Origin of the sequence: Stenotrophomonas sp. YIM B13575, assembly GCF_042787595.1 — a bacterium.
In the GTDB taxonomy this organism is placed as follows: Bacteria; Pseudomonadota; Gammaproteobacteria; order Xanthomonadales; family Xanthomonadaceae; genus Stenotrophomonas; species Stenotrophomonas lactitubi_B.
The window spans coordinates 1-16,114 of record NZ_JBHZOP010000121.1; the positions used below are offsets into that span (position 1 = coordinate 1).

15 protein-coding genes are annotated in these 16,114 nt (G+C 67.9%); 7 read left to right on the top strand and 8 right to left on the bottom strand.

Annotation, left to right across the window (positions count from 1 at the left end; translation table 11 throughout):
• Positions 1 to 193 precede the first annotated feature (193 nt).
• Entirely contained in the window at positions 194 to 571 is a 378-nt protein-coding gene (locus tag ACFX4F_RS17335; protein WP_099820418.1) for a DUF4124 domain-containing protein, read from the bottom strand.
• Positions 572 to 651: 80 nt separating this feature from the next.
• Between ACFX4F_RS17335 and pssA the strand changes: the two genes are divergently transcribed.
• From pssA to rimI, 3 genes are read left to right on the top strand one after another with little or no spacing between them, the layout of a single operon-like run.
• Positions 652 to 1,431: a CDP-diacylglycerol--serine O-phosphatidyltransferase gene (pssA, locus tag ACFX4F_RS17340; protein ID WP_099820368.1), complete on the top strand. Its 780-nt coding sequence runs from the start codon at positions 652 to 654 to the stop codon at positions 1,429 to 1,431.
• Complete coding sequence (locus ACFX4F_RS17345) at positions 1,428 to 1,940, top strand: hypothetical protein (RefSeq protein ID WP_380657435.1); 513 nt, start codon at positions 1,428 to 1,430, stop codon at positions 1,938 to 1,940. The genes pssA and ACFX4F_RS17345 overlap by 4 nt, the downstream gene beginning before the upstream one ends.
• Positions 1,937 to 2,434, top strand: coding sequence for a ribosomal protein S18-alanine N-acetyltransferase (gene rimI / locus ACFX4F_RS17350; RefSeq protein ID WP_380657437.1), 498 nt, complete (start codon positions 1,937 to 1,939; stop codon positions 2,432 to 2,434). Before ACFX4F_RS17345 ends, rimI begins: the two co-directional genes overlap by 4 nt.
• Positions 2,435 to 2,492: 58 nt before the next feature.
• On the opposite strand, the gene ACFX4F_RS17355 is transcribed toward rimI, so the two are convergent.
• The 5 genes from ACFX4F_RS17355 to ACFX4F_RS17375 form a co-directional block, all read right to left on the bottom strand.
• Complete coding sequence (locus tag ACFX4F_RS17355; RefSeq protein WP_380657439.1) at positions 2,493 to 3,314, bottom strand: EamA family transporter; 822 nt, start codon at positions 3,312 to 3,314, stop codon at positions 2,493 to 2,495.
• A gap of 128 nt (positions 3,315 to 3,442) precedes the next feature.
• A complete protein-coding gene (locus tag ACFX4F_RS17360) occupies positions 3,443 to 6,286 on the bottom strand; it encodes a valine--tRNA ligase (protein WP_380657441.1) in 2,844 nt (947 codons plus the stop codon).
• 34 nt (positions 6,287 to 6,320) lie between these two features.
• Positions 6,321 to 6,512: a YqaE/Pmp3 family membrane protein gene (locus ACFX4F_RS17365; protein WP_025879360.1), complete on the bottom strand. Its 192-nt coding sequence runs from the start codon at positions 6,510 to 6,512 to the stop codon at positions 6,321 to 6,323.
• A gap of 19 nt (positions 6,513 to 6,531) precedes the next feature.
• Positions 6,532 to 6,957: a DNA polymerase III subunit chi gene (locus tag ACFX4F_RS17370; RefSeq protein ID WP_380657443.1), complete on the bottom strand. Its 426-nt coding sequence runs from the start codon at positions 6,955 to 6,957 to the stop codon at positions 6,532 to 6,534.
• Between the two features lie 97 nt (positions 6,958 to 7,054).
• The gene (locus tag ACFX4F_RS17375; RefSeq protein WP_380657445.1) at positions 7,055 to 8,533 is read right to left on the bottom strand and encodes a leucyl aminopeptidase; all 1,479 of its coding nucleotides are present in this window, start codon (positions 8,531 to 8,533) and stop codon (positions 7,055 to 7,057) included.
• 104 nt (positions 8,534 to 8,637) lie between these two features.
• Here ACFX4F_RS17375 and lptF point away from each other — a divergent pair, with 104 nt between their 5' ends.
• The gene (lptF, locus tag ACFX4F_RS17380) at positions 8,638 to 9,720 is read left to right on the top strand and encodes an LPS export ABC transporter permease LptF (protein WP_100551516.1); all 1,083 of its coding nucleotides are present in this window, start codon (positions 8,638 to 8,640) and stop codon (positions 9,718 to 9,720) included.
• Positions 9,717 to 10,823, top strand: coding sequence for an LPS export ABC transporter permease LptG (gene lptG, locus ACFX4F_RS17385; protein WP_099820361.1), 1,107 nt, complete (start codon positions 9,717 to 9,719; stop codon positions 10,821 to 10,823). Before lptF ends, lptG begins: the two co-directional genes overlap by 4 nt.
• Before the next feature lie 256 nt (positions 10,824 to 11,079).
• Here lptG and ACFX4F_RS17390 read toward each other — a convergent pair whose 3' ends face one another.
• Positions 11,080 to 11,568 carry an RDD family protein gene (locus ACFX4F_RS17390; protein WP_380657448.1) on the bottom strand — a complete coding sequence of 163 codons (489 nt, stop codon included), beginning with the start codon at positions 11,566 to 11,568 and terminating at the stop codon, positions 11,080 to 11,082.
• 56 nt (positions 11,569 to 11,624) lie between these two features.
• Here ACFX4F_RS17390 and xerD point away from each other — a divergent pair, with 56 nt between their 5' ends.
• Complete coding sequence (xerD, locus tag ACFX4F_RS17395; protein WP_380657449.1) at positions 11,625 to 12,602, top strand: site-specific tyrosine recombinase XerD; 978 nt, start codon at positions 11,625 to 11,627, stop codon at positions 12,600 to 12,602.
• Positions 12,603 to 12,702: 100 nt separating this feature from the next.
• The gene (locus ACFX4F_RS17400; protein ID WP_099820358.1) at positions 12,703 to 13,494 is read left to right on the top strand and encodes a thioredoxin fold domain-containing protein; all 792 of its coding nucleotides are present in this window, start codon (positions 12,703 to 12,705) and stop codon (positions 13,492 to 13,494) included.
• Between the two features lie 121 nt (positions 13,495 to 13,615).
• On the opposite strand, the gene ACFX4F_RS17405 is transcribed toward ACFX4F_RS17400, so the two are convergent.
• Positions 13,616 to 15,727 (bottom strand): glycosyl hydrolase family 18 protein, encoded by a 2,112-nt coding sequence (locus ACFX4F_RS17405; RefSeq protein ID WP_380657451.1) that lies wholly within the window; start codon positions 15,725 to 15,727, stop codon positions 13,616 to 13,618.
• Positions 15,728 to 16,114 lie beyond the last annotated feature (387 nt).

Consider the following 16,114-nt stretch of genomic DNA (forward strand, 5'->3'; position numbering starts at 1 on the left):
CCGGGGTCGGCGTACGCAGCATGTGCGCGTGCAGGACTGTTGGCGCCATGGATGGCGCCATCGAGCCCCCATGGATGGGTTTACGGCGTGTCCTGCACACCCACACCGCCCCGCCATCCCCCAGGAAGCCGCCGTTGCAGTTGCTTCGGCCGTTGCCTCCGCGGGTGCCGGGCGCCGCCCGGCCGATCCCCCTTCAACCCGCCGGAGGGCAGTACGCCTTGATTGCCGCCTCGGCCAGGCCCTTCTGCGCGCTGCGCTGTTCCGGGGTAAGCGCGGTATCGGCCTTGCCATCGCCGTCGGTGTCGTGCATCACCTGGCCACTGCCTTCCAGCAGCGCCACGTTGGCGCGGGCGGTGCTGCATTGCTCCGGCACCGGCGCGGCGGCAGGCTCCGGGGCTGCGTCCGCCACCGGCGTCCTGGCCTGGGCACGGGTCTCGTACTTGGCCCCGGTCGGCGGCGTTTCCGAATACTGGGTCACGCCCTTGGCGTCCTTCCACTTGTAGACAGGGCCGGCCAGCGCCGTGGTACTGGCCAACAGCAGCAGGCAACCCAGGCAGGACAGGGCACGCATGGCAAACTCCGCAGAATGGGCGTAGAACGCCGATTGCAGCATTGGCGCCGACCGCTGGCAAGTCGATTAAACTGGATTCCATGGACCCGATCACACCGCCGCCGCGCTCGCGCACGATTTACCTGCTGCCCAACCTGTTCACTACGGCTGGGCTGTTCTCTGGCTTCTACGCCATCATCGCCGCGGCCAACGGGGATTTCGTCAACGCCAGCATCGCCGTGTTCGTGGCGGCGGTGATGGATGGCCTCGATGGCCGTGTCGCGCGCCTGACCGGCACCAGCAGCGAGTTCGGCGTGCAGTACGACTCGCTGGCCGATCTGGTCAGCTTCGGCATGGCGCCGGCCCTGGTGATGTACCACTGGTCCTTGTCGGAACTGAAATACGACGGTGAGCTGGTCGGTCGTCTGGGCTGGGCGGTGGCGTTCCTGTACGCCGCCTGCGCAGCGCTGCGCCTGGCGCGCTTCAACACCCAGGTGGCCGTGGTCGACAAGCGCTGGTTCGTCGGCCTGGCCAGCCCGGCTGCCGCCGGCCTGATGATGTCCTTCGTCTGGGCCTTCGCCGATGGCACCCTGGGCTGGAACGGCAACGAGCTGCGCTTCGTGGCGCTGGCGGTGACCCTGGTCGCCGCACTGCTGATGGTCAGCCGTATCCGCTTCTGGAGCTTCAAGGGCGGCGCGGCCAAGGAGGGCGCACGTTCGGACCGCGTCCCGTTCCTGGTGCTGGCACTGGTGCCGATCGCCATCGCCATCGCGGTGATCGACCTGCCCCGCGTGTTGTTCGTCGTCGGCATCCTGTACGCGCTGTCAGGCCCGGTGATGTGGGGCGTGCAGCGCCTGCGCAAGAAGCCCGAGGCGGCGTGAGCCAGGACCTGCCCGTGTTGTGGTCCCCGGCCCAGCAGGCCTGGCTGCAGGCCATGGGCTATACCGTCTATCACGATGGCAAGTTGGCTGCCGAGATGGACGCGGCGTTGCAGCTGAGCGTGGCCGAGGCGGCGGCATCGGCACCCGCGCCGGTCGCGCCGACGCGCACGGCGCCACCATCGATGCAGCACGCACCCAGCCAGCGCGACGCGACGCCGGAACCTCGGCCCGAGCGCGCGCCACCACGCACTGCCGTGCCGGTGGCGGCACCGGATACCGTACCGGCGGCGGCCCGTCCACTGCCCACCGGCAACGCGCGCCAGCCGCTGGTGCGCCTGCCTGATCGCCTGCAGATCGCGCTGTTGCGTGCCTCGGGCTGCAATCCCAACGACCCGGCCACACAGACGCTGATGGAAAGCTGGCCGCTGGAACAACTGCGTCGCGACCCCGCAGCCAAGCGCGCCTTGTGGCCGCAGCTGCGCGCACTGCGCAAGGGCGGAACCGCATGAGTGCGGTCAGCCAGCCCGGGCCGGTAGCGATGCGTGCACTGCGCGAGAGCGATCTCAACGCGGTGATGGCCATCGAAGTGCGTGGCTATTCCTATCCGTGGACCCGCGGCATTTTCCTGGATTGCCTGCGTGCCGGTTATCCCGGCCTGGCGATGGAGCGCGATGGCCTGTTGATCGGCTATGGCGTGCTCAGCCTCGCTGCCGATGAAGCGCACGTGCTGAACATCTGCATCGATCCGCTGGTGCAGTCGCGTGGGCTCGGCCGCCAGCTGCTGCGTGCGCTGGTCCGTCTGGCCGGTGATCGAGGCGCGCAGCGGGTGTTCCTGGAAGTGCGTCCGTCCAATACCCCGGCGCTGGCGCTGTATCACAGCGAAGGCTTCAACGAGATCGGCCGGCGCCCTCGCTACTACCCTGCCGCGCAGGGGCGCGAAGATGCGCTGGTGATGGCGATCGAACTGGTGGACGGCGAGCTGGAGACAATGCCGCCGCTGTAATCGGCGTCGCGTGGCCGCTGCGCTCGCCGGGCATGGCCCGGCGCTACCGATCCGTTGTTTACGCCAGCCGCAGGGCCAACACGCCAGCCACGATCAACGCCGCCGCCAGCCAACGCGCGCGCGGCACCCGCTCGCGCAGCAGGAACACCGAGATCAGCAGCGCGAACAGGATCGACGATTCGCGCAGCGCCGACACCATGGCCACCGGTACCTGGGTCATCGCCCACAGCGCCATCGCATACGACGCGGTGGTGCCGATGCCGCCAGCCACGCCCAGCGGCCAGTGCTGGCGCGCATACGCCAGCAGCGTGCCGCGCTGCCGGTGCAGCGCCCACAGCGGCAACGGAATGCCCGACAGCAGGAACAGCCACAACGTATAGCTCAGCGCATTGCCGGACAGCCGTGCGCCCTGCGCATCGACCAGTGTGTAGGTGGCGATCATCGCCGCCGTCAGCAACGGCAGCCGCAGCTGGCCGCCGCGTGCGCCGCGGGCCATGCACAGGATGCCGCCACTCACCAGGATGACGCCGAGCCAGGCCGACGGCGGCAGGCGTTCGCCGAGCACGGCGCCGGCCAGCGCAACCAGGATCGGCGCGCAGCCGCGCATCATCGGATAAGCCAGGCTCATGTCGACCTGCTGGTAGCAGCGTGCGACCAACGCGTAGTACGTCACCTGCAGCAGCACCGACGCGCCCAGCCACGGCCAGCTTTCCGTGGCAGGGAAGTGCAGCCACGGCAAGACGAGCGCAGACAACAGCGCGGCGCTGCCGGTGACCAGTACGGTGCCGAGGAATTTGTCCGGTCCGCGTTTGACGATCGCGTTCCAGCTGGCATGTAGTGCCGCGGCAGCGAGGACCAGCAGGAAGATGGAAAGTGGCATCGGGTGATGATGCCATGCGGGGAAAAATGAAACGCCGGGCATTGCCCGGCGTCAGCCTTGAAAATGTGCCAACCAAGGTTGGCACTTCACCGCGGTGCGGACCACGGTCCGCACCCACCGGCGAGGCGTTACAGCTTCGCGCGCTGCTCGCGCAGGCCAGCCAGCTGGTTGTTCCAGTCGACCAGGCGCACGCGCTCCTGCTCGATCACCGCCGGCGGAACCTTGTCGGAGAACTTGGCCAGCTTGGTCTCGCTCTTCTCCTGCTCGCCTTCCACGCGCTTGATCTCCTTGTCCAGGCGCGCGCGTTCGGCATCGAGATCAACCAGGCCTTCCAGCGGTACCAGCAGCTTCAGCTCACCGACGATCGCGGCGGCTGCCGGCGGCGCACTCTGTGCGTCGGCCAGCCACTGGATGCTGTCCAGCTTCAGCAGGAACGACAGCGAGGCACTGAAGCGCTCGATGCGCACGCGGTCCTGGTTCTGCCCGGCATGTTCCTGGCCGGCCAGCAGGCGCAGCGGCACCAGCTTGGACGGGGCGACGTTCAGTTCGCTGCGCACGCGGCGCACCGCACTGATCACCGCCTTCAACCATTCAACGTCGGCCTCGGCCTGCGCATGATCGCCCTCGAACTCGGCGGCGGTCGGGTACGGACGCAGCGTCAGCGTGGTTTCGGCCAGGCCCAGGCGCGGGGCCAGCTGCTGCCACAGCTGTTCGGTGATGAACGGGGTCAGCGGGTGCAGCAGGCGCAGCAGCGCTTCCAGCACATACAACAGTGTGTGGCGGGTGCTGTCAGCGTCGGCGGCATCGGCGCCATTCAACGCCGGCTTGCTCAGCTCCAGGAACCAGTCGCAGAACGCGTTCCAGGCGAATTCGTACAGGCACTGCGCCAGCAGGTCGAAGCGATAGGCGGCGAAATGGCCCTGCGCTTCGGCGGTGGTAGCGGCCAGGCGCGAGAGGATCCAGCGCTCGGCATCGGTACGCGGCGTCGGCACGCCGCTGAACGCCGCACCTTCGGTGTTCATCAGGGTGAAGCGGCTGGCGTTCCACAGCTTGTTGCAGAAGTTCTTGTAGCCCTCGGCGCGGTTCATGTCGAACTTGATGTCGCGGCCATGGGTGGCCAGCGCGGCGATGGTGAAGCGCAGCGCATCGGCACCATGGGCGGCGATGCCGTCCGGGAATTCCTTGCGCGTGGCCTTTTCGATCTTCTCCACCATGCGCGGCTGCATCAGCCCACCGGTGCGCTTGGCCACCAGGTCATCGATGGTGATGCCGTCGATGATGTCCAGCGGATCGAGCACGTTGCCCTTGCTCTTGGACATCTTCTGGCCCTGGCCATCGCGGATCAGGCCGGTGAAGTAGACGTCCTTGAACGGGATCTTCCCGGTCAGGTTGTCGGTGGCCATGATCATGCGCGCCACCCAGAAGAAGATGATGTCGAAGCCGGTGATCAGCACCGACGACGGCAGGTAGCGGTCGAAACCGCGCTCGGCCATCGCCTGCTCGTTCGGCCAGCCCAGGGTGGAGAACGGCCACAGCTGCGAGGAGAACCAGGTCTCCAGCACGTCGCTTTCCTGGCTCAGCACGACGTCGCTGCCGAGATTGTGCTTCGCCCGCACTTCCTCTTCGCTGCGGCCGACGTAGCAGCTGCCGGTGGCGGCATCGAACCACGCCGGAATGCGGTGGCCCCACCACAGCTGGCGGCTGATGCACCAATCCTGGATGTTGGTCATCCAGTGGCGGTAGGTGTTGATCCAGTTCGGCGGCACGAAGGCGATAGAACCGTCTTCGACCAGCTCGAGGCCACGACGCGCCAGTTCGTCCATCTTCACGAACCACTGGTCGGTCAGGTACGGCTCGATCACCTGGCCGGTACGGTCGCCACGCGGCACCTGCAGCTTGTGCGCCTTGGTCTCGACCAGGATGCCCAGGTCTTCCAGTTCACCCAGCACGGCCTTGCGCGCGTCGTAACGGTCCAGCCCCTGGAAACGTTCCGGCGCGTTGTCGTTGATCGCCGCCACCGGGGTGAACAGGTTGATCATCGGCAGGCTGTGGCGCACACCCACCTGGTAATCGTTGAAGTCATGCGCCGGGGTGACCTTGACCACGCCGGTACCGAACGCACGGTCCACGTAGTCATCGGCGATCACCGGCACGCGGCGGCCGGTCAGCGGCAGCACCACGCTCTTGCCGATCAGGTGCAGGTAGCGCTCGTCTTCGGGGTGCACCATCACCGCGGTGTCGCCCAGCAGGGTTTCCGGGCGGGTGGTGGCGACCACCAGGTAATCGCGGGTTTCGCGCAGGGTTTCGACGCCGTCGGCATCGCGCTCGACGTGCTCGTAGCTCAGGCCTTCATCCAGCTGGTAGGCGATCGACCACAGGAAACCGTCTTCCTCGGCGCTCTCCACTTCCAGGTCCGAGATTGCGGTCTTCAGCACCGGGTCCCAGTTGACCAGGCGCTGGCCGCGGTAGATCAGGCCCTGTTCGTGCCAGCGCACGAAGGCTTCGATCACTGCTTCGGACGGCTGCGGGTCCATGGTGAAGGTGCTGCGCGACCAGTCGGCCGAGGTACCGAGGCGGCGCATCTGCCGTTCGATGATGTCGCCGGACTGCTGCTTCCACTCCCACACCTTGCCGATGAAGCCTTCGCGGCCCAGCGAATCGCGGGTCTCGCCGTTGCCTTCCAGCGCCAGGTTGCGGCTGACCACCATCTCGGTGGCGATGCCGGCGTGGTCGGTACCGACCTGCCACAGCGTGTCGTAGCCGCGCATGCGGTGGTAACGCACCAGCGCATCCATCAGGGTCTGCTGGAAGGCGTGGCCCATGTGCAGGGTGCCGGTCACGTTCGGCGGCGGCAGCAGGATGGTGTACGGCTCGCCCTTGCCGGACGGCTTGAAATGGCCGGCCTTCTCCCAGGCCTCGTAGAGGTCGGTCTCGAAGGACTTCGGGTCGTAGCTGGAGGCGAGTTGGGTCATGCGGGGGAACCAGTCATCAAGGCGGGAAGGGAGATCAGCGCGACCCGAGGGTGCGCCGGATCTTCTGGTCGGTGTGGTACTGGCTGACCGAATAGGCAGCCCAGATCGCGGCGGGCAGCCAGCCGATCAGGGTGATCTGCAGGATCAGGCAGACGATGCCGGCAAAGGGCCGGCCGATGGTGAAAAAGGACAGCCAGGGAAGAATCAGGGCGATCAGCAGGCGCATCAAGGGGTCCTCGCAGGGCTTACATGTCGTGCTTGTTCAGGTCGTAACCGGCGGTCTTGTACTGGCGCCAGCGCTCACGCAGCGGTTCGCGCGCTTCCGGATCGGCCGGCACCACTTCCAGCACGCGCTCGCACTGGCCCAGCCAGGGTTCGTCGCGCAGGTTGATCACCAGCGGCCGCACCGGGGCCTCACCGCCGGGCGGGGCGATCAGTACCAGCGCCTCTTCCTCGTCCACATCCTCACCCACGATCTGGTGCGGAATGTAGGCATCGTCGTCGAACGACCAGAGAAGTTCGTCCAGTTCTTCGGCCTGGGCCTGGTCGCGGGCCAGCACCAGGGTGAACAACCCGGCGTCGTTGGCCTTGCGCGCCAGTTCGCAGACCAGGCGCAGCGGATCGGTCAGGAAACGGGGCTTGGCGATCAGGTAGAAGTCGGCGCGGGGCATGGCGGCATCCAGGTGGGGCAGGTGCCGATCCATGCCGGCTGACGGCTGGACCGGCGAGGCCCCGGCCGGCGGTTGCCGGCCAGGGTCAGGTACAGCGTCAGGCGCGGGCGACCTGGTCCAGCAACCACTGGCTCAGCAGGCCGACCGGACGGCCGGTGGCCATGCCACGCTTGCCTTCGTCGCTGGCCACGCCGGCGATGTCCAGATGGGCCCAGCGCTGGCCTTCGGCGAAGCGCGACAGGAAGCAGCCGGCGGTGATGGCACCGGCCCAGCGGCCGCCGATGTTGTAGACGTCGGCGAAGCTGGAATCCAGCATCGGCTGGTACTCGTCCCACAGCGGCAGGCGCCAGGCGCGGTCGAAGACCTGCTCGCCGGCGGCCAGCAGCTCGTTGGCCAGGTCGTCGTGCTTGCTCATCAGGCCGGCGGTCTGGTGGCCGAGGGCGACCATGCAGGCGCCGGTCAGGGTGGCCACGTCGACCAGCGCCTGCGGCTCGAAGCGCTGCGCGTAGGTCAGGGCGTCGCACAGGATCAGGCGGCCCTCGGCGTCGGTGTTGCCGACTTCGATGGTCTTGCCCGACATCGAGGTGATGACGTCGGACGGGCGGTAGGCATTGCCGTCGATGGCGTTTTCCACCGCCGGCACCACCACGACAAGATTCAACGGCAGCTTGGCCTTGACCGCGGCGACGAAGGTGCCGATGACGTTGGCGCCACCGCACATGTCGTACTTCATCTCTTCGATGCCGCCCTGGGTCTTCAGGTTGACGCCACCGGTATCGAAGGTGATGCCCTTGCCGACCAGCACGTAGGGCTTGGCGTCGCCGCCATTGCTCCACTTCAGCACCACCAGGCGCGGGCGGTTGGCCGAGCCACGGGCCACGGCCAGCAGCGAGCCCATGCCCAGCGCTTCCATCTGGGTCTCGTCGAGGATCTCGGCTTCGGCACCGTCATGCTCGCCGGCGAATTTCACGCCCACTTCAGCCAGGTAGGCCGGGGTGCAGTAGTTCGGCGGCAGGTTGCCCAGCTCGCGGGCGAACTCGACACCGGCGGCGATGGCCTGGCCCTGGGCCAGGGCCTGCGCATCCTCGCCGGCGATGGCCAGCTGGGCCAGGCCGGCATCGTCGGCCTTCTTCTTGCTCAGGGTGGCGGTGTAACGGTAGGCCGCGTGGTCGGCGGCAATCACCGCCTGGCGGATCGCCCAGGCCGCGTCGCGGTCCTTCACCGCCACCTCGGACAGGGTGAACAGTGCGCTGCGCGCAGCGCCGGCCTTCAGCGCGCGCACGGCATCACCGACTGCCTTCAGGTACTGCGGCACGCCGAAGCGGGCGGCATCGCCGAGGCCGACCACCAGCACGCGCGGGGCGGTCACGCCCGGCAGATCGTGCAGCAGGGTGGTGGCGCCGGTCTTGCCGGACAGGTCGCCGCGCTGGGCCAGGGCCGCCAGGCGGCCACCGCTGGCAGCATCCAGTGCCTGCGCGGACGCAGTCAGGGTATGGTCGGCATAGGCGCCGACGACGAGGCAGTCAACGGCGGCCGAAGCCGCAGCGAGGTGGTTCAGGGTGAATTCGAGAGCCATTGAGCAGATTCCATTGGCAAGTCCGTACAATCGCGGACCGTTTACGCCCAGACGCTAGACTGGGCGGCACCGCGAACGAACCTGAGAGTTTAAACCACCGCCCCATGTTGAAGCTCGACCGCTATCTATTGGGCGATTTCGTCCAGAGTTTCCTGGCTACCCTGATCGTCCTGCTGGTGGTCAGCGTGGGCGGCGTGCTGGTGGACATCCTCGGCAACATCGCCGACGGGCGGCTGCCAGCCAAGCTGCTGTTCTCGCAGCTGGGCCTGCAGTTCATCGTCTACATGCCGCTGATCCTGCCGCTGGCACTGATGCTGGGCCTGCTGCTGGCCATCGCCCGCCTCTACCGCGACTCGGAAATGGCGGTCATCACCGCCATCGGTGTCGGCCCCAAACGCCTGCTCAAGCCCCTGCTGCTGCTGGTGCTGCCGGTGATTGCGGTGGTCGGCGCCTGTTCGCTGTGGCTGGGGCCCTGGGCCCAGCGCACCGCCGAACAGATGATCCAGGACGCCAACCGCAGCGTGCTGATGGCCGGCCTGGAGCCGGGCCGGTTCACTCCGCTGCCCAATGGTGGCGTGGTCTATGTCGCCTCCATCTCCCCCGATGGCAGCCAGCTGGGCCGGGTGTTCCTGCAGCGGCAGAAGGAGGATCGCCTTGAAGTGGTGTCCGCCGCCAGCGGTCGCATGTACTTCGAAGGCGCCCGCCAGCGCTTCCTCGAACTGGATGATGGCCACCAGCTGGAAGGGCCGGCGGCCGGTGCGCTGGATTACCGTCTGGCGACTTTCGCCCGCAACGACGTGGCGCTGCCCGACGGCAGTGAGGCCCGCAAGAGTGATGATCCCGAACTGATGCCGACCACCGCGCTGTTCGGCGACAAGCGTCCCGAGGCGCAGGCACAGCTGCACCGCCGCCTGGCCCCGCCGCTGATCGCGCTGGCCTTCGCCCTGCTGACCGTGCCGCTGGGCCGCAGTTCGCCGCGCCAGCAGCGTTACGGCCGGATGATGCTGGCCCTGCTGGCCTACATGGTCGGCACCAACATGATGTTCATCGGCAGCGGCTGGATTGCCAACGGCCAGATTCCGTCGGCGCTTGGCCTGTGGTGGCTGACCCTGCCGCTGCTGGCACTGGCGATCTGGATGTACGCGCGTGACGGCCGCATGGCCCGCCCGAAGGGAGCCCGCGCATGATGCTGCGACCGATGCGTTTCGATCTGTACCTGGGCCGCGCGGTGCTGGGTACCGTGCTGCTGACCTGGGCGGTGCTGGTCGGCCTGGACGTGCTGATGGCCTTCTCCGGCGAGTTCAAGGACATCGGCAAGAACGGCTATTCGCTGGGCCATGCGGCAGCCTGGGTGCTGTACACCGTGCCGCGCCGGGCCTACACGATGTTCCCGACCGCAGCGGTGATCGGCGCGCTGATGGGCCTGGGCCAGCTGGCCGCGACCTCGGAGCTGACCGCACTGCGCGCGCTGGGCCTGTCGCGCAAGCGCCTGAGCGTGTCGGTGGCGATCGCCCTGTCGCTGCTGACCGGGCTGATGGTGATCAGTGCCGAGACACTGGGGCCCTGGGGCCAGAACCGCGCCGATTCGCTGAAGATGAGTGCCAAGTGGGGCACCGACATGGCGGTGGCGCGTTACTCCGGCCTGTGGGCGCGCGAGGGTGACACCTTCCTCAACGCACAGACGGGCGAAGAACAGCTGGTGGGCGAAAAGGGCACCCGGCTGATCCTGCGTGACGTGCGCCTCTACAGGATCAACGAGGACGGGCGGGTCGGCACGCTGACCCATGCCGCCACCGCAGAGCATGACAAGGACGGTTGGGTGCTGACCGGCGTGCGCCGCGACACCTTCGGCGAGCGCTCGGCAACGCGCCAGGAAGTGGCCCGTGAGCCGTGGAATTCCAAGCTGGACGCCGGAGCCCTGGCCACCGGCATCGCCAAGCCGCGCAACCTCAGCGTGTCCGAGCTGAGTACCAGCATCGCCTACCGCGAGCGCAACGGCCTGGATGCACGCGACTACGAGGATGTGTACTGGAGCCGCTGGTTCTATCCGTTGAATGTGCTGGCGCTGTGCCTGGCAGCGGTTCCGTTCGCGTTCGGTTCGCTGCGCAGTGGCGGCATGGGCAAGCGCCTGTTCCTGGGCATCCTGTTCGCGCTGGCGTTCTGGCTGCTGCAGCTGTTCTTCGGGCGCATGGCCGGTGCGCTCAAGTTCGACTACCGCATTGCCTACGCGCTGCCGCCGATCGTGATGCTGGCGGTGTCCGGATTGTTGTTCCGGCGCAAATCGGGCTGATGCCGGTGGCGCCGGGCATGGCTCGGCCGCTTTCCGCGCTGCGCGCGTGAGCGGAGCATGGCTCGACTCTACAGAATGTGCGTTACCACTTGGGCGTCCGTTGCCTGGTCCGATGTTGGCGGTCGATCCAGGCCCAGCGCGCTGTATTCTGTAGAGCCGAGCCCATGCTCGGCTGCTTTTCGCTCATCGCGCGTCAGCCGAGCATGGGCTCGGCTCTACACACGCGCCGCGCAGGATTGGATTGAAGGGTGGCAGATCACTGCTTCGGCATCCGCAGCAGCCGCGTGGCGCTCGCGCGGTCGTGCCAGGTCAGCCGCTGGCGATCCACCAGCGCCCACCAGAAGCCCAATCCGCCCAGCAGCAGCGACAGCGTGGCCACCGCGAACCGCAGCCACAGCTGGCCGCGTCGCAACGGCGTGCCGTCGCGTGATTCCAGCTTCAAGCGCCACGGGCGCATGCCCAAGGTCTGCCCGCCGCGTCGCCAGCTGGCGGTGGCGTACCACCCGGTCATTGCCCAGCACACTGCCCACAGCAGCCATTGCCATGCACTGAAAGGCGCGATGTTCTCGCGCTGCGCATGGCCGCTGAAGGTATAGGCCAGGGTGAACACGGTACCGGCCAGCATCCACAGGGCCAGCACCGGCAACGCGTCATAGATCATCGCCAGCAGGCGCCACAGCAGCAGCGCGCGCGGGCGGGGCGTATCAGCGGCGACGTGGGCCGCATCGGTGGCGGGGCTCGACATGTGCCGAGCATACGCAATGCTGGCCGTGCCCGCAGTTGGCCTCGTATCCTGCGTGCATGGCCGTCACTTCCACTCCCGCCGAACGTCGTCAGCTGGTCCAGCAACTGCCCGAGCTGCGCAGCGAGGACGGCCAGCGCATCCAGCGTTTCCTCGACGCGATCTGGGCCGAGCACGGCCTGGCCCGCGCCACCCTGGACAGCTACCGCCGCGACCTCGAAGGGCTGGCACGCTGGTGTGATGGGCGCGACGGCGGTCTGGCCGGTGTTGAACGCGCCGGGCTGTTCGATTACCTGGCCTGGCGCACCCGCCACAACTGGTCGCCGCGCAGCAATGCGCGGCTGCTGTCGGCGCTGCGTGCGTTCTTCGCCGACGCCGTGCGCCGTGGCGAACGCAACGAAGATCCCAGCGCACTGCTCGACCCGCCGAAGCTGCCGCGGCTGCTGCCCAAGGCGCTGGCCGAGAGCCAGATCGATGCGCTGCTGGCGGCGCCGGATATCGACAGTCCGCTCGGCCTGCGCGACCGCGCCATGCTGGAGCTGATGTATGCCGCCGGACTGCGGGTGAGCGAGCTGGTGCTGTTGCCCGCCACGGCAGTGAACCTGCGCCAGGGCGTGTTGCGGGTGACCGGCAAGGGCAGCAAGGAACGCCTCGTGCCGCTGGGCGAGGAGTCGCAGTACTGGCTGGAACGCTACCTGCAGCAGTCGCGACCGCAGCTGGTGGGCAAGGGCAAGGTGCAGGCGCTGGCCGACGGGCAGACGCCCTTGTTCATCGAACCGGCGCTGCATGGTTTGACCCGCCAGGCGTTCTGGCACCTGGTCAAGCGCTACGCGGCGGTGGCCGGTATCGATCCGGCGCGGATCAGCCCGCATGGCCTAAGGCACAGTTTCGCCACCCACCTGCTGAACCGCGGCGCCGACCTGCGCGCGCTGCAGATGCTGCTGGGCCACAGCTCGCTGTCCACCACCCAGATCTACACCCTGGTCGCACGCGAACACCTGCAGAAACTGCACGCCCGCCATCATCCACGCGGCTGAGCCCACGGCTGAACCCCTGCCGGGCCTGTGCGCGGCATCGCGGACCGCTCAGGATGGCTGTGTCAGAATCCGAAGTCTTCTTTCTGCTGCGGACTGCTCCATGCTCCGATTCGCCATCGCCGCCGTGTTCGGCGCGCTCAGCCTGAGTGCCTGCGCCCAGCCGGCCCCGCCCGCCGCAAAGGCACCCGCCGCAGCGGCAGCCAAGGCCGGCGCTGTCGCCACGGCCAATGCGCCGGCCGAGCAGGCCGTGCGCAAGGCCCTGACCGAGCTCAACCCCGGCTTCCAGGTGGACTACATCGGTGCCGCGCCCTTCCCGGGCTTCCGTGAAGTGGTGGTCTCCGGCCAGCTGCTGTACGTCTCCGACGACGGCCGTTACCTGTTCCAGTCGCAGCCCTACGACACCCGCGCCAAGAGCCCGGCCAACAGCGAGGGCCTGCTGGGCTACCGTCGCGACCTGCTGGCCAAGGCCAATCATGGCGACCGCATCGTGTTCGCCGCGCCGAACGCGAAATACACCATCAGCGTGTTCACCGACATCGAATGCGGCTACTGCCGCAAGCTGCACCAGGACATCGCCGAGCTCAACCGCAACGGCATCACCGTTGAATACCTGGCGTTCCCGCGCATGGGCCTGGGCAGCAAGGATTACACCGACATGATCTCGGTCTGGTGTGCGGCCGATCGTCGCCAGGCGCTGACCAATGCCAAGCGTGGTGGCACGGTGGCCGCGAAGAACTGCACCAACCCGGTGGCCATGCAGTACGCCCTGGGCCAGCAGTTGGGGGTGAACGGTACGCCGGCCATCTTCGCGCCGGATGGCACCCAGCTCGGCGGCTACCTGCCGCCGGCGCAGCTGCGTGCCGCGCTGGAGAAACTGTCGGCCAAGCGCTGACCGCCGCTGACCTTTTTCTGTAGCGCCGAGCCCATGCTCGGCTGCGGACACATCAGCCGAGCATGGGCTCGGCTCCACAGGTTGGAAACCGGGGATGCCCGTCGCATCCCCGGTTGTCTGCTTACTTCAAGCCATCACTGACCGCCTTGGTCAGCGTGCCCTGCGCATCGTCGCCGCTGAACTCCCAGACAAACGCACCGCCCAGTCCCTGGGTCTTCACGTAGCCCATCTTGCGGGTGATGTTGGCCGGGGTATCGAAGCTCCACAACGTGCTGCCGTTGTAGATCCAGGTGGCACCGGCGGTGTTGTCGGTGTAGCCCTGCCACGCCAGGTTCTTCAGCACCTTCCAGTCTTCGATGCCGGCTTCATACGTGCCGGGTGCCGCACCGGTGGCGCTCTGGTACAGGCCGTTGTTGGCGTTGCTCACGCCGGTCCAGCCACGCCCGTAATAGCCGATGCCCAGGTTGAGCTTGGCGGCGGGGACACCGCGGCTGATGAAGGCCTCGATGGCGTCGTTGCTGTTGTACAGCTTCTGGTCGCCGGTGGACGGATCACTCGGCGAATCGAACAGCGCCGACTGGTGATTGGTCTTCGCATCCCACGCGCCGTGGAAGTCGTAGGTCATCACGTTGATGTAGTCCAGGTACGGGTGGTACGCGGCCGGATCGGTGACGCGGATCTTGTCGATGCCGGCGCCGACCGCCACCGTCAGCAGCAGGCCCGGACGCACCGCATCGAGCTGGCGGCGGAACTCGGCCATCAGCGCGGTGAAGTTGGCATTGTCCTCGGGCGTGCCGCAGGCGATACCGCAGGCCACCGGGTATTCCCAGTCGATGTCGATGCCGTCGAACACGCCCAGCGCCGCCCCAGGGCCACCGGCGCCGTCGGTCACCGGCAGGTTGCCCTTGATGTAGGCGTCGATGCACGAGGCGACGAAGGCCTGGCGGTTGGCCGGTTGCGCCGCGCTGGAGAAGCCGCGCGACCAGGTCCAGCCACCCAGCGAGATCAGCACCTTCATGCCCGGGTACTTGGCCTTGAGCTGCTTGAGCTGGTTCCAGTTGCCGCGCAGCGGCTGGTCCCACGTGTCGGCGCTGCCGCTCACGCTTTCCCCAGCACCGAAGGCCTTGGTGTAGTCGGCGAAGGCATCGCCACCGGCACCACTGTTCGGGTCCGACGCCTGGGTGATGCCCACTTCGCAGCGGTTGTTGCGCACGTTGCCGAAGGCGTAGTTGATGTGGGTCAGGCGCGCGGCCGAACCGCTGCTGTCGATGTTCTTGACCCGGTAGTTGCGGCCGTAGATGCCCCACTGGGTGAAGTAGCCGATGACCCGCTTGCCGGTGGTGCCACCGTCGCCGGCCAGGGTGCTGGCGGTCACCGCCGTGCCCTGTGCGGAGGCATTGCCGGCGTTGTCGCGGGCGCGCACACGGTAGCTGTAGCTGGTGGAGGCGGTCAGCCCGCCATCGACATAGCTGGCGCTGGACGGTGAACCGACCAGGCTGCCGTTGCGGTACACGTCGTAGCCGGCCAGGCCGCTGCCGCCGGTGTTGTCGGTGGACGGGCTCCAGCTCAGCGCGATGCTGTTGGCAGTGCGGGTACCCACGGCCAGGCCGCCGGGCACGCTGGGCGCGGTGGTATCGCCACTGGCCGCGTTGACGGTGATGGTGATGGTCGCGGTGCTGGCGGTGGCGTTGTTGTTGTCGGTGGCGACCGCGCGCAGGGTGTGGCTGCCGGCGCTGGCGTTGGTCCAGCTGGCGCTGTAGGGCGCGCTGGTGTCGACGCCCAGCGAGCTGCCATCGCGGAAGAACTCGACCTTGCTGACGCTGCCGTCCGCATCACTGGCATTGGCGGTCACGTTGACCGTGCTGCCGGCGCTGAAGGTGGCGCCGTTGGCCGGCGAGGCCAGGCTGACCACCGGCGGCTGGTTGGCCCCGCCGCCGTCGCAGGCGCCGAGGTTGGTGTAGTAGGGCGCTCCGGCCGGATGGTCCGGCGGCGCGTTCCAGATGTCCTGGTTCGCCCGGTAGAGGACGCCTCCTTTCTGCAGGGTATCGCCACTCCGGTAGATCTTGGCCTGGTCCCATTCGGCCACGCCGGCACAGCTGGCGGCCTGGGCCAGGCCGGGCAGGGCAACCGCCCCGGCCAGGGCCAGCAGCCAGGCCAGACGGCGCGGGCGACAGCGTTGAAGGGAAGGGTGGGCACTGCGTACATCGGCACTCTGCACAAGCGGGTCGTACATGGTGTGTCTCCGATCGATGGTTGGCGCACGGGCCAAGACGGCGCCGCACGTAACGCAGGGTCCGGACATCGCCCGGGAAGGCGACGGAGGGGGCGGACGGAGGTACCTGGTGGGCCGGGGAGAGAGTCCGGCGCCAGGTGGGGACAACGTTGTCATCAATTGCGTGGTCAATCCGTGAGCGAGCGCATGGTTCGGGGATTTGGGCGAGCGCGGCGCTGGCGCGCGGTCGGCAGCCATCGGCGGAGCCCCCTCGTGGTTGGGGTTGGTCGTTTACAGCGGATTTCTGGGGGTTGGCCGGGTGGGTGGGCTGCGCAGGGGGCGCCGTGAATACGTCCCTGTAGGCTCGGGCGCGCCATCCATGGCGCTTACGCCCCTGCGCAGCCCACC